Raw genomic sequence first — 13,870 nt, forward strand, 5'->3', positions numbered from 1 at the left:
CGCCCGCCGGGCCGTGCGGGGAGTCCCATCGTGGAGCGGGCAGGGCCGCTGCCCGCTCCACGATCCCCCTCGGATGGTGTCTGTCCGTCCCGCACCGGGGATTCACCCCGACGGGCAGGCGCTCGGAGTGCACGGGGGGTGCACTCGGGGGCGCGTTCGTCCGGTGCTCTTCTCTCCGTGATCAACTCCGGCCTACCGTCGGAGCCATGGGACGCGAGGACCTGGCGACGCTGGTGCGCATCTGTGATCCGGCGGGCCGGCCGCGCGGGACCGGCTTCGCCGCCGACGACCGGGGCACGGTCGTGACCAGCCATGAAGCAGCCTCCGGGATCGACCGGATCGTGCTGAGCGTGCCCGGCGGGGAAACCCGCGCCGCCGACGGCGTCACCCTCCTGCCGGAGGCCGGTCTCGCGCTGGTCCGCACCAGCGGGCTCCATCTGACACCACTGCCGGCAGCCGTCCGGGACCTGCCCGGGGCCGGCGCGTACGTACGCATCCCGGCCGGTCGCTGGCGCGAGGCCCGCGTCCTCGGCGAGATCCCGGCCACCTACACCGCGGACGGCCGCGCACACCACCTCCACGGCGCCCTCGAGTTGGCCGTCGGCACCGGGGGAAGCGACGCCCTGGGGCCGGGCGGCACGGCCGGCGGCGGTCCGGTCGTGGACACCGGAACCGGGTCCGTGGTGGCGGTCCTCGCGGGCACCGCGCCGGACACCGCGCATCCCGCGGCGGGCCTCGCCGTACCCCTGCGCACGGCGGCCGCCCGCGACCCCGGCGGGCCGCTCGGGGCACTGCTGCGGCGCAACGCCCGCACCGTTCCCGGCTTCGGGGCCGACCTCAATCTCGCCGGAGCCCGGCGGCTGGCCGCGGTGTCCCTCGGCCCCACCGGGCCGGTCCGCGCCCCCGGCACCCGTACCGAGCCCGTCGAACGCCCGCATGTAGTAAGGGAGTTCGCCGAGTTCGAGGCTTCCCCGGCGCATGTCCTCGCCCTCACCGGAGCCCTCGGCAGCGGCCGTACCACCGAACTCGCCGCGCTCGCCGCCCGGCGGGCCCGGGGCGCCGAGGCGGGCGTCTCGATCCGGCTGCGCGGGGCCGACCTCGCGGCGGGCGACCGCGGCCTGGCGGACGCGGTCGCCCGCGTTCTGGTGCGCTCCGGCCGGGTCGTGGCGGGGATCACGGCCCACCGCAGCGGCCCATGGGCCGTCCCGGCGGCGGGCGCGGAGGCCGCACCGGAGCACGTGGCCCGCGTCGCCCGCGAGGCCGGGAGGCCGCTGTTCGTCCTCCTCGACGGCCCCGAGGAGATGCCCGCCGCCCTGGCCGCCCGGCTCCCCGAATGGACGGCGGAGACCGCGCACTGGCTGCGTGACCACGGCGTACGGCTCGTGGTCGCCTGCCGGCCCGCCTACTGGGAGCAGGCCGCGGCTCTCTACCCCGAGGCCCGGTTGCACCGGCCGGCGCTGCACCTCGGCCCGCTGACCGCGCGGGAGGCCGAGCAGGCCAGGGCGCGCCTCGGGCTCCCGGCCGGTGCGACGGCCGCGGCGGACGCCCGCCATCCGCTGACCCTCGGGCTCCTCGCGGAGGTCCGGCAGGCGACTCCCGGCAAGGTGCCGGGCCGGCCGTCACGCGAGGACGTCCTCACGGCGCACACGGACCTGATGTGCCTGCGTGCCGCGACGCGGATCGCCGAGACCGCGGGGCACGGGCACGACGGGGCCCGGGTGCGCCTGCTGGCGGCGCGGGTGGCCGCGCGGGTCCACGAGGCGGCGCGGCGCTGCCTCGGCCCGGGCGAGGGAGGTCTCGACCGCGAGGCCTTCGGGGACATCTTCCCCTGGCGGACCGGATGGGCGTCCGCGGTGCTCGCCACGGGTCTGCTGGTGCCCGCGGGCGGCGGCTACCGCTTCGCCCACGAGGAGGTCGCCGAATGGCTCCAGGCCGGTCACCTCGACGTGGACGCGGTCCTGCATCCGCTGCTGCACCGCGGCAGTGCCTCGGCGGTGGACGCGGGCACGCCGGCGCTGCCCCGGCACCGGATGGGTACGGTCGTCGAGGCGCTGCTCCTGCTGGACCGCTGCTCCGGGGAGGCCGCTCTGGCACCCCGGCTCACGGCGCTGGTCGAGGTGCTCGACGGCCTGGACGCGCCCGGCGGTCCGGACGCGCCCGGCGGTCTCGGCGGCGTCGACGTACCCGACGGCATCGGTGTTCTCCCCGGCCTTGATGTGACCGGCGGTTCCCACGGTGTCTGCGGTGTCTGCGGTGTCTGCGGTGTCGGCGGTGCCGGCGGTGCCGGCGGTGCCGGCGGCTCGCATGGCGTCGGCGGTTCCGGTGGTCCTGACGGCTCTCACGTCCCCCGCGACGCTCACGTCTCCCATGACTCTCACGGCTCCGGTGGTCCCGGCGGCTTCCGTGGTGCCGGAGGCTCGGGAGGCTCGCATGGCGCCGACGGCTGCCGTGAACTCGGCGGTGCCGGCGCCTCCGATGACGCCTGCGGTCCTGCCGGTTCCGGTGGTCCTGACGGCTCTCACGTCCCCCACGTCCCCCAGGGCTCTCACAGCTCCGGCGGTCCCGGTGGTCCCGGTGGTCCCGGCGGCATCGACAACTCTTGCGGACTCGGCGGACTCGGCGGACTCGGCGGACTCGGCGGTTCCGGCGGTTCCGGCGGCGTCGGCGCACCCGGCGCGGGAGAGGCGGCAGTCGCGGACATCCGCTGGTGGGCCGCCGGACTCCTCCGGGAGACGCTGCTGCGCTTGCCGCGCGCCCGCGGATACCTCGGTGTGCTGCGCACCCTCGCCGACCGCGTCACGCGACGCGCACTGCTGCCCGGCGGGCCGCGCCGGACGCCCGGTCTCGCGGAGTTCGGCCCCTCCTTCTGGCAGGCGCTGCACCTCGGCGAAGCAGAGCGCATGGACCTGCTGCGCCGCCTCGTCCCGGCGGACGGCCCGCCGGAGCGCACCGGGAGCGGCCGATGCGGCGCGCGGAGTGCCACCGGTCCCTCGACCGGCGGGCGCTGCCCGGAGGATCCCGGTGCACGCCGGCCGCCCCGCTTTCTGGACGCCGTCGCCGAACGGCTGGCCAGGTCGCCGCGGTCCGTGCAGCCGCTGCTCTGCCGGTGGTTCACCGACGACAGGCCGCTGCCCGCGACGCCCGGCGCGGCCATCCGGCCCACCGTCGCCGCGGCGGCCCAGGCGCTCCTGCACACCCACCGCGGGCGGGCCGTCGACGATCTCTGCGAGGCGCTCGTCAGCACCGCCCACCCCCGTGCCCGGGAGCTGCTGACCGCGCTCACCGAGGACGAGCCGTCCGCCGTCTGCCGGGCCGTCGACCGCTGGGCCCACGACGACACCCGCCCCGCGCGCCGGCTGGCCGCTGCCGCGTACGCGCCTGCCGTGGCGGCCCGTGTCACCGCCCGGGCCGACCGCGACCTGCTGAGGTACGCGGCGCTGGCACTGCTCGCCCGGCCCGCGGACACCGCCCTGCACGGAGCCGCGCTCGCCGTCCTCGTCCGCGATCCGCGGACCCGGCCGAGCTACCTCGCGCGGGCCCTGGAGGCGTACCGCGATCATGCCCCGGGGGTGTCCGCCGAGGTCCTCGCCGCCGCGGCACAGACCCACCCGGAGCCGGTGTTCGCGGCGTTCCGCGCCGCGCTGCGCCGCCCGGGCGGCGGGGCGGGCGACGTGCTGCGGGCGCTCGCGGGACTCGGCACACCCGCGCTGGCCCGCCGTGCGGCCGCTCTGGTGAGCGAGTACGTGGGGCTGCGGCCCTCCGGCGCCGCGCACGCGGCGGCCTTCGTCGCGCTCCGGCTGCGGCACGGCGTGCCGGCGCGGGCCGTCCTGCTGCCGCTCGTGATGGACCTGCTCCGCGACCGGCCCGCGCCGGTGCGGTGTGCGCTGGCCGCCGTGCTCGGGACACCCGGGAGCCCGGCTTGCGAGCCGCTGCGCACCGAGTTGCTGGGCGTCCTCCTGGAACACGAGCGGTACGCGGGCGGCGACCCGGAGGTCCTGGACACGGTGCTCCAGAGCGCCGTTCGCGCCCCCGGTGTGCGACCCTCGGATCCTCGCGTCCGCGAGCTGGTCCACCGTGTCGGCCTGCTCCTCGTTCGCACCCCGCAGGGTGCGAACGGCTTCGACCGCCGCCTGGTCGAGCTGGCCCGCCAGGTGCCCGGATTCGCGGCCGAGGCGGTGTCGTGGCAGGCGGAGGCGCCGCTGGAGTGGGCGGTGGTGGTCGGCCCCAGCACACGCCGGACGCTGGAGGCGCTGGGCAGCCAGGTGCCGATGCCCACGGCGCTGCGCGGGCATGGCAGTCTTAGACCTGCGTAGGGAGTCATCGTTGCGCACGCAGGTTCGATGTTTCGGGTTCGGGCGAGGAGCGGTCACAGTGCAGCGCTGGCGTGGCTTGGAGGACATCCCCCAGGACTGGGGGCGCAGCGTCGTCACCATCGGTTCCTACGACGGCGTGCACCGCGGCCACCAGCTGATCATCGGGCGGGCCGTGGAGCGGGCGCGGGAGCTCGGAGTGCCGTCGGTCGTGGTCACGTTCGATCCGCACCCGAGCGAGGTCGTCCGTCCCGGCAGCCACCCGCCGCTGCTGGCCCCGCACCACCGGCGCGCGGAGCTGATGGCGGAACTCGGCGTGGGCGCGGTTCTGATCCTTCCGTTCACCTCCGAGTTCTCCAAGCTGTCGCCGGCCGACTTCATCGTGAAGGTGCTGGTGGACAAGCTCCACGCCCGTGCGGTGATCGAGGGCCCCAACTTCCGCTTCGGCCACCGGGCGGCGGGCGACGTCGACTTCCTGACCGAACTCGGCCGCACCTACGACTACGAGGTAGAGGTCGTCGACCTGTTCGTGCGCGGCGCTGCGGGCGGCGGCGAGCCCTTCTCGTCCACGCTGACCCGGCGGCTGATCGCGGAGGGTGACGTCGAGGGGGCGGCGGAGATCCTCGGCCGGCCGCACCGGGTCGAGGGCGTGGTCGTCCGCGGTGCCCAGCGGGGCCGCGAGCTGGGCTACCCGACGGCCAACGTGGAGACGCTGCCGCACACCGCCATCCCCGCGGACGGCGTCTACGCGGGCTGGCTCACCGCCGCCGGGGAGCGCATGCCCGCCGCGATCTCCGTGGGCACCAATCCGCAGTTCGACGGCACGGAGCGGACCGTCGAGGCGTACGCCATCGACCGCGTCGGCCTCGACCTGTACGGGCTGCACGTGGCTGTCGACTTCCTCGCCTATGTGCGTGGGATGGCCAGGTTCGAGTCTGTCGAGGCCCTTCTCGACGCCATCGCCACCGATGTGAAGCGCGCGCGTGAACTGACGGCGGAGTACGACGCTTGAGGGCTGTCCCGTCGTCCCCGGGGGTCGGCGCGCGGCGTCGGATGCGGTGCATCGCAAGGCGGTCCACCGGAGGGCGGTCCACCGCGAGGCGGAGGTTCGTCCTCGTGCCCGGCGTATCCGGGCGACAGCGCGACGCGGCTAGTGCCAAGGCCGTGAAGTTTGCGGCTGGGCCGTGTCGTCAAGGGCCTGCGGCTGCGAGGATCTCGATGCCGGTGGTGGCCTTGTAGCTGGTCCGGTCGATACAGGGCCCTCGTGCCTGGTACTTCGAGATGGCGCGTTTGACGATGCGGGGGCTGACCCGTAGCCGCCGCTGGGGCAGCAGGCCGGCCAGGACGTGCCGACCGATGATGCCGACGAGGTCGACGACCGGGTCGGCGATGATGCCCGCGGCCAGGACGAGCTGGTCGCGGGCGGCCTGCCAGGCGATGGAGAAGCCGGCCCGGTCCGGGTCGGTGCCGGGCTGGGTGCTGGTGGCGTCCGCCATGGCGGTCCGCAGCAGTTGGTGGACCACCAGCAGGGCGTAGATCTCCTGGTCGATGCCCTCGGGGGTGCGGGCGCGCAGGACCCGGCCGCCGAGGATGGTCGATTTCAGTTCCAGGTAGGCGGTTTCGATCTCCCAGCGCTGGTGGTAGAGCATGGCCAGTTCACCGGCGGGGTGGCGGTGGTGGTCGAGCAGAGTGGTGGCGAGCCGGTAGAGGCCGGTGTGTTTCCCGGCGGTGGTGGTGATGGTGATCTCGCAGTCGACGACGCGCACGGGTACCGGGCCGAGGGCGGAGAGGTAGGAGCCGTCCCGGTAGCGGGCCAGGATCGGCATCCGGCGGCCGTTCTTGAGCCGGACCAGGACCTCGGCCCCGGTGGCCGCGATGTCGTTGATCAGCCCCTGGGCGGCGAAGTTGCGGTCGGCCAGCAGGATCATCCCCGGCCGCAGGCTGGGCAGCAGGCGCGGGGCGTGGGTGGTCTCACCCGATGTGGTGGGTCCGAAGACCGCGTCGATGAGGGTGCGGGTGCCGCAGGCGACCAGGGTCAGCAGGCGGACCTGCGGGTAGCCGGTCCCGCCGTGGTTGCCCGCCTGCTTGGTGAACCGGGTCAGGACGGCAGGGGTGTCGGGGACCGTCAGGGTGGTGCCGTCGAGCGCGATCACCAGCAGACCGTGCCACCATGCTCCCGGTGTCCGTGGCCCGGCCACCGGGCCTTTCAGCAGGTCGAACAGCCATTTCAGCGGTGTGGCGCCGATACGGCGGCGGGCCTGGGCCAGCGCGCTTGCCGACGGCGCGGCCAGTGGCAGACCGGCCAGAGCGCCGGTGAGCTTGCGCCAGACCCCGAGGTATCCGACCTCCGGGAACAGGCACCCGGCCAGCAGCAGGTAGACGACCACCCGGGATGGCAGGTCCCGCAGCCGCTCCTGGACCCTGCCCGTGGCCTTCAATGCCTCGTCGACCATTTCGAAGGGGATGCACTGGGTGAGTTCACCGAGATGACCGGGTGCGAACCGGCCTCCGGCCACCGTGACGACACGAGTGATGGCACACTGTCCGGACAGCGGAGCCTCCGGTCCTTGTGAACGGCTTGTCTTGGTCGACTGCCAGTTCTACCGGGGCTCCGCTCCTCATGTCCGCGAAACCGCAGCTTACGGACCCTGGACAACCCCACCCATCCGCAAACTGAACGGCCTTGCGGCTAGTGCCGCGTGAGGCGGCGTTCGCCCCGTCGCGACGCCCGGCACGGCGACTCGCCGCGTCGCCGAACCAACCGGGTAGGCCCCCTGCGAGGCCGATCCGTCGCCCTGCGATCCACCGCACCGCGCCGGACGCCGCACCGCGCCGCCGCCGACGGGCAGACCCCGCCTGACGCGGCACTGGGCCCGTCCTCCGCACGTCACTCGGACGAGTGAAGATCGAATGCACTACTCGCCCAGCTATGGGCTGGTTTTCCCCTCCGGCTTGGCGTCCACAACGTGAGATATTGTCCTCGCCGCCAGCCGGCGATCGACATCTTCCCCCATGTGCGGAGGATGGGACTAGGTGCCGTAGCCGTCCTGGTGCGCCCGCCGGGGGCTGCGGGACATGCCTCGGGCCGCGGCGGCGCCGTGCCCGGCCCAGGGCGCCCGGACACAACCGCGCGGGGCGTCCCCTCGGGACGCCTCACGCCCCCGACGGACCTGCCCCGGCCTCCGTGCCCTCGCCGCTGCCGTCCCCGGCCTCCGTGCCCTCGCCGCCGCTGTGCCCGGCCTCCGGGCCCTTGCGGCTGCCGTCCGCGGAGGTCCTGCCGGTCCGTTCCGCCCAGTGGCAGGCCACCGCACCCGTGGAGCCCCCGGCGAGGACCGGCGGGTCCTCCGTACGGCATCGGTCGGCGACACCGTCGGCGGCGCCCGAGGCGAGGACCTGGCAACGGGGGTGGAACCGGCAGCCGGGCGGTACGCGCGACGGGTCCGGCGGCTCGCCCGCCAGGACCACCGGCGGCGCCGCCGACTCCGGCAGCACCGACAGCATCGCCTGCGTGTAGGGGTGCTGAGGGCGTGTCAGCACCTCCTCCGCCGTTCCCGTCTCCACGATGCGGCCCAGGTACATCACGGCCACCCGGTCCGCGATGTTCCACGCCAGACCCAGGTCGTGGGTCACCACCAGCGCGGAGAGGCCCAGTTCGTCGCGCAGCCGCAGCAGCAGGGCCAGGATCTCGCCGCGCACCGAGGCGTCCAGGGAGGCCACCGGCTCGTCGGCCACGATGAGTTCGGGCCGCAGCACCAGCGCCCCCGCGATGACCACCCGCTGGCGCTGGCCGCCGGACAGTTCGTGCGGATAGCGCAGGAAGAACCGCTCCGGCGGGCGCAGACCCGCGCGCGAGAGCGCCTCCGCGACCGCCGCCGCCTCCTCGTCGCCGCCGCAGCCGTGGATCCGCAGCCCCTCCGACACCGCGTCGTACACGGTGTGCCGGGGGTTGAGCGAACCGCTCGGGTCCTGCAACACCAACTGGACCCGGCTGCGGTACTCCTTCAGCGCTCGCGAGCCGTACCCGAGGGGCACGCCCCCGAACGACACCCGCCCCGCCTCCGGACGCACCAGACCGAGCAGCGCCCTGGCCAGGGACGTCTTCCCGCAGCCGGACTCGCCGACCAGCGCGACGATCTCCCCGGTGCCGACGTCCAGGTCCACGCCGTCCACGGCGCGCGCCGACGCGGCGCCGCGCCGGCCCGGGAAGGACACCCGCACACCGGTGGCCGACAGCAGGGGGACGGCGGCGGCATCCGGGGAAACCCCGCTCCGGTCCGTGCCGGTCTCGTCGACAGCGCTCACGCTTCCTCCCGCACACCCACACCCACACCCACACGCACACAGGCCGCGAGCCGGTCCGGTCCCGCCTCGCGCAGTTCCTGGTCGTCACGGCCGCACACCTCCAGTGCCACGGGGCAGCGCGGGCTGAACGCACAACCGCCCGGCAGTGCCGACGGGTCCGGAGGATCACCGGGCAGCCCGCGCGGGGACAGCCGCGAGGCAGGGTCCCCGACCCGCGGGAACGCCGCCGACAGCGCCCGGCCGTAGGGGTGCTGCGCCGCGTCGTACACGGCCCGGGCGGGTCCCTCCTCCACCACCCGGCCCGCGTACATCACGGCGAGGCGGTCGCAGGTGTCGGCCAGCACCGCCAGATCGTGGCTGATCATCAGCAGCGCGATGTCCTGCCCGGACACCAGCCGTTCGATCAGCCGCAGGATCTGCGCCTGGACCATCACGTCCAGCGCCGTCGTCGGCTCGTCGGCGACCAGCAGCCGCGGTTCGCAGGCCAGCGCCATCGCGATCATCACGCGCTGGCGCTGTCCTCCGGACAGCTCGTGCGGGTACGCCGTCGCGCGCGACGCCGGCAGCCCCACCTGCTCCAGCAGCTCACCGGCCCGCCGCCGCGCGGCCGCGGGTGTCGCCCGGCCGTGCACGAGCACCGGCTCCGCGATCTGGTCGCCGATGCGGTGCACCGCGTTCAGTGCGTGCATGGCCCCCTGGAAGACGACGGACGCCCCCGCCCATCGCACCGCCCGCAGCCGGCCCCACTTCATGGCGAGCACGTCCTCGCCGTCCAGCAGGATCTCGCCCGACAGCCGGGCCGACGCGGGCAGTAGCCGCAGCAGGGCCAGGGCCAGCGTCGACTTCCCGCAGCCCGACTCGCCCGCCACCCCGAGCTTCCGCCCGGCGCCGAGGGTGAGGTCGACCCCGCGCACGGCCGGGACGGCGGATGCCCCGGACCCGTACGTCACCCGCAGTCCCCTGATCTCCAGCAGACTCAACGGGACACCCCCAGACGGGGGTTGAGGACGGACTCGACGGCCCGCCCGCACAGTGTGAACGCCAGAGCCACCAGTGCGACGGCGATTCCGGGCGGTGCGAGGTACCACCAGTGGCCCGACGACACCGCGCCCGCCTCCCGTGCGTCCTGGAGCATGCCGCCCCAGGACACCACCGACGGGTCGCCGAGCCCGAGGAAGGCCAGCGTCGCCTCGGTGAGGATGGCCGCGGAGATGCCGAGTGTCGTCTGGGCCAGCACCAGCGGCATCACCTGGGGCAGCACATGGCGGGTCATGATGTGCCGGTGACCGCCGCCGAGGGCTCTCGCACGCTCGATGTACGGCCGCGACTCGACCGCGATCGTCTGCGCGCGCACCAGCCGCGCCGTCGTCGGCCAGCTCGTGACCCCGATGGCCAGGACCACCGTCCACACACTCCGCGAGAGCACCGTGGCCAGCACGATCGCCAGGACCAGGGTCGGCATCACGAGGAACCAGTCGGTGACCCTCATGAGGGCCGTGGAGATCCAGCCGCGGTAGTGCCCCGCGACGATGCCCACCAGCGTACCGATGGCCACCGACAGCGCGGCCGCCAGCAGCCCCACGGTGAGCGAGATCCTGGAGCCCCAGACGAGCAGGCCGAGCAGGGAGCGGCCGAACTGGTCGGTGCCGAGGGGGAAGGCACCGCTCGGCGGCTCCAGCGCGCTGCCGGGCGCGTGGGTGACGCTCTGGACGTCGCCGCCGACCAGCCACGGCGCGGCCAGGGCGATCAGGGCGAGCAGCGCGAGGCCGGCGAGGCCCACGACCCCGGCGCGATGGGCGCGGTACCGCCGCCAGAAGCGCGCGGCCGAGGCACGACGGCGAGCCCAGCGCAGCGACCCTGCCGACCTCGCTTGTCTCGTCTGCCTCGTCTGCCTCGTCTGCCTCGTCTGTCGTGTCTGCCTCGTCGGCTCCGCCTGCTTCGTCGGCTCCGTCGACCTCGTTGGATTCTTCGACCTCGTCGGCTTCATCGGCCTCGTCATCGGCCCACCCTCGGGTCGAGCAGCGGATAGAGCAGGTCGGCCAGCAGGTTCATCAGGATCATCGCCCCCGCGAACACCACGAACAGCCCCTGCACCAGCGGCAGATCGGGAACACTGAGGGCCTGGTAGAACAGCCCGCCGAGCCCGGGCCAGGAGAACACCGTCTCGACGAGGATCGACCCGGCCGCCACATGGCCGAGGTTGATGAAGACCATCGTGACCGTCGGCAGCAGGGCGTTGGGGACCGCGTGCCGGCGCCGTACGTCGTCGTCCCGCAGCCCCTTCGCCCGGGCCGTCGTCAGATAGTCGCCGCCCATCTCCTCGAGCAGCGAGGAGCGCATCACCAGCAGCGTCTGCGCGTAGCCCACGGCCACCAGGGTCAGCACCGGCAGCACCATGTGGTGCGCGACGTCCAGGACGTACGCGACGCCGGACGTGCCGCCCGACTCCATCCCGCCCGTCGGGAACATGCCGGGCACCGGCCCGATCCCCACCGAGAAGGTGATGATCAGCAGCAGGCCCAGCCAGAACGACGGCACCGACCACAGGGTCAGCGCCAATCCCGTGTTCAGCCGGTCGCCGAGTCCGCCGTGCCGCCAGGCCGAACGGGTACCGAGCCAGAGCCCCAGCGCCGAGTAGAGCACCACGGCCACACCGGTGAGGAGCAGGGTCGCCGGGAGCTTCTGGGCGATGAGTTCCCCGACCGGCGCCCGGAACTGGTATGACATGCCGAGATCGCCGGTCAGCGCTGCGGCGGAGTAGTCGGCGAACTGCCGCCACAGGGGCAGGTCGAGACCGAACTGCCGCCGCAGCGTGGCCAGTTGCGCGGCGCTGGTCGGCATGCCGTGCGTCATCGCCTTGACCGGGTCACCGGGGACGATCCGGAAGAGGAAGAAGCTGGTCACGAGGACGGCGAGCAGCGACACCAGGGCGCCGCCGAGTCTGCCGGCCACATAGAGCGGATAGACCGGGAAGGCCGGGTACGCCTCCTTCGCGCCCGTCGTCCGGCCCGGCCGGGCGCCGGGGGAGCCGGGAGCCGGTGCGGCGGCCTTCATCTCGATCCCGGGGGCCCCGGGCGGGTCGGTGCCCGCCGGGGCGTCCGGCACGTCGGGTGAGGAGCCGGAGGGCCTCGCGGTGCTGCTCACCGGCTACTCGCGGTCGTCGGCGGTGGCGCGGCGGCGCCGACTGGTGAGGATGCCGACCGCTATGACCAGGACGACCGAGATCCCGATGCCGATGGCCACGGCCGCGGAGGATCCGCCGCCGTCCGAGGCCGCCCGGCCCGCGGCGGCGGGCTCGGCGGACCACCAGCTCCAGTAGCCGTCCTGACCGTAGAGGTTGCCGGCGGCCTCGGGCATCGTCGTGATGGACTTGATCTGGTCGGTGCGATAGGCCTCGAGCGCGTTCGGATACGCCATGACGTTCATGAAGCCGGTGTCGTACAGCCGGGACTGCATCTGCCTGACCAGGTCCCCGCGCCTGGCCGCGTCGTACTCCACCGCCTGCTGCGCGTACAGCCGGTCGTACCGCTCGTCGCAGATGAAGTTGTCGGTCGCACCGGTGTCCGCGGCGGTGGCGGGCAGGGCGGAGCAGGTGTGGATGGACAGGACGAAGTCCGGGTCGGGATTGACCGACCATCCGTCGAACGCCAGGTCGTAGTCACCCTTGAGCCAGGGGTCGGACACGTTGTCCAGGCAGTCGACCTTCAGCCCGATCCCGAGTTCTCCCCACCACTCGCGTAGGTACTTGCCTACCGCCTTGTCGTGCGGGTCGGTGGCGTGGCACAGGATGCGGAAGTCCAGCGGCCGGCCGTCCTTGCCCCTCCGCTTACCGCTGCCGTCCCTCCGGTATCCGGCCTCGTCGAGCAGTGCGGCCGCCTTCGCCGGATCGTGCGCGATCCGCTGGGCGGCGGCCGGCTTCCAGAAGTACGCGGTGAAGCGGGGCGGGATGTACCCCTCGCCCTCCGCCGCGTGTCCCTGGAACACCTTGTCGACGATGGTCCGCCGGTCGACCGCGTGGAACAGCGCCCTGCGCACGGCCGGGTCGAGCAGCGCCGGGTGACCGCTGCCGAACCTGCCGCCGTCCCTCGCCCGCGCGCCCGGGTTGGCGGCGAGCGCGAAGAAGCGGCGGCCCGGGGCATCGTTGACCTGGATGTTGTCCGCGTCCTTCAGCGAATCGGCCTGCGCCGGGGTGAGATCGGGGACGAAGGAGACCTCGCCCTTGCGCAGCGCGGCGACCGCCGCATCACCGTCCTTGTAGTACCGGAACACCAGCTCGTCGAACTTCGGTGGGCCGCGCCAGAAGTCCTTGTTGGGCCTCAGCCGGATGTAACGGTCGACCTTGTAGTCGGTCAGTACGAAGGGCCCGTTGCCCACGATCGGGAACCGGGCGTCGTTGTTGAACGCGGAGAGGTCGCCGACCTTCTCCCAGACGTGCTTCGGCACGATCGGGACGTCCAGTGCCGCCATGTTGGCCTGCGGCTTCTTGAGCCGGATCACCAGTGTTCCGGGGGCCGGGGCAGTGACCTCGGCGAAGTTGGCGGTGAAACTGCCGTTGGCGGTCGCGGCGCCGGGGTCCTTCATCATCGTGTTGAAGGTCCAGGCCGCGTCCGCGGCGGTGACCGGCCTGCCGTCTGACCAGGTGGAGTCCTTGCGGATGGTGTATGTCCACGTCAGCTTGTCGGATGACGGAGTCCAGGCGGTCGCGAGTCCCGGGACCGGTCGCGCGTCCTTGGGGTCGTAGTTCGTCAGGTACTCGTAGATCAGCCGGTGGACGCTGGTGGAGACCAGCCGCTGGGCGAGGAACGGGCTGAGGGAGTCGACGCTCTGCGAGACGGCCACGGTCAGGACGTTGTCCGCCCCGTCTTTGCCGTCGTCCTCGCCGTTGTTCTTGCCGTCGTCCGTGTGCGCGCCGATGCCGTGCGCGCCGATGCCGTCCGCGCTCGTCCGGGCTTCCGTGAGCCGCTCGGCGGCGCGTACGGCACTCGGTGCCTGTGCCTGTGCCTGTGCCTGTGCCTGTGCTTCCGCCTGCGCCTCTGCCCGGGGCGGGACGGCGGAGAGCGCGGAGGCGGCGATGCCGGAGGCGAGCAGCAGCCGCAGCAGGCGGCGAGGGCGGCGTTCCGTCCGCGAGCGGAGGGAGGGGTTCGGGCCGGGGGAGCGGTGCGGAGCCGTTGTGATCATAGGACGTTGACCTCGCGTCGTAGCTCGCTTGGAGGAGGCACGTGGATCTTCTGGGCGCCAACTGGTGATGCGAAGGTCTA

Annotated in this window: 8 protein-coding genes; 2 read left to right on the plus strand and 6 right to left on the minus strand. The window is 73.7% G+C overall.

Annotated features, from left to right (window positions below; genetic code table 11):
• The first annotated feature begins 206 nt into the window (after positions 1–206).
• Positions 207–4,313, plus strand: coding sequence for a serine protease (locus DDQ41_RS24000; protein ID WP_109296331.1), 4,107 nt, complete (start codon positions 207–209; stop codon positions 4,311–4,313).
• A 58-nt stretch (positions 4,314–4,371) separates the two neighbouring features.
• The gene (locus DDQ41_RS24005; RefSeq protein WP_109296332.1) at positions 4,372–5,322 is read left to right on the plus strand and encodes a bifunctional riboflavin kinase/FAD synthetase; all 951 of its coding nucleotides are present in this window, start codon (positions 4,372–4,374) and stop codon (positions 5,320–5,322) included.
• Between the two features lie 178 nt (positions 5,323–5,500).
• Here the strand turns inward: DDQ41_RS24005 and DDQ41_RS24010 are convergent, their stop codons facing one another.
• The 6 genes from DDQ41_RS24010 to DDQ41_RS24040 form a co-directional block, all read right to left on the minus strand.
• Entirely contained in the window at positions 5,501–6,826 is a 1,326-nt protein-coding gene (locus DDQ41_RS24010) for an IS4 family transposase (protein WP_109293153.1), read from the minus strand.
• 637 nt (positions 6,827–7,463) lie between these two features.
• The gene (locus DDQ41_RS24020; protein WP_109296334.1) at positions 7,464–8,612 is read right to left on the minus strand and encodes an ABC transporter ATP-binding protein; all 1,149 of its coding nucleotides are present in this window, start codon (positions 8,610–8,612) and stop codon (positions 7,464–7,466) included.
• On the minus strand, positions 8,609–9,592 hold the full coding sequence (locus DDQ41_RS24025; RefSeq protein ID WP_109296335.1) for an ABC transporter ATP-binding protein: 984 nt from the start codon (positions 9,590–9,592) through the stop codon (positions 8,609–8,611). Before DDQ41_RS24025 ends, DDQ41_RS24020 begins: the two co-directional genes overlap by 4 nt.
• On the minus strand, positions 9,589–10,611 hold the full coding sequence (locus tag DDQ41_RS24030; RefSeq protein WP_394342160.1) for an ABC transporter permease: 1,023 nt from the start codon (positions 10,609–10,611) through the stop codon (positions 9,589–9,591). The genes DDQ41_RS24025 and DDQ41_RS24030 overlap by 4 nt, the downstream gene beginning before the upstream one ends.
• Positions 10,608–11,756, minus strand: coding sequence for an ABC transporter permease (locus tag DDQ41_RS24035; RefSeq protein ID WP_174720318.1), 1,149 nt, complete (start codon positions 11,754–11,756; stop codon positions 10,608–10,610). Before DDQ41_RS24035 ends, DDQ41_RS24030 begins: the two co-directional genes overlap by 4 nt.
• A gap of 3 nt (positions 11,757–11,759) precedes the next feature.
• On the minus strand, positions 11,760–13,790 hold the full coding sequence (locus DDQ41_RS24040; RefSeq protein ID WP_262508553.1) for an ABC transporter substrate-binding protein: 2,031 nt from the start codon (positions 13,788–13,790) through the stop codon (positions 11,760–11,762).
• Between the last annotated feature and the right edge of the window lie 80 nt (positions 13,791–13,870).

Origin of the sequence: Streptomyces spongiicola, from assembly GCF_003122365.1 — a bacterium.
Classification (GTDB): domain Bacteria; phylum Actinomycetota; class Actinomycetes; order Streptomycetales; family Streptomycetaceae; genus Streptomyces; species Streptomyces spongiicola.

Excerpts from the sequence above, each read along its gene's own strand:
- DDQ41_RS24000 (WP_109296331.1), top strand. The coding sequence starts at position 207 with ATGGGACGCGAGGACCTGGCGACGCTGGTGCGCATCTGTGATCCGGCG.
- DDQ41_RS24030 (WP_394342160.1), bottom strand. The coding sequence starts at position 10,611 with ATGACGAGGCCGATGAAGCCGACGAGGTCGAAGAATCCAACGAGGTCG.
- DDQ41_RS24040 (WP_262508553.1), bottom strand. The coding sequence starts at position 13,790 with ATGATCACAACGGCTCCGCACCGCTCCCCCGGCCCGAACCCCTCCCTC.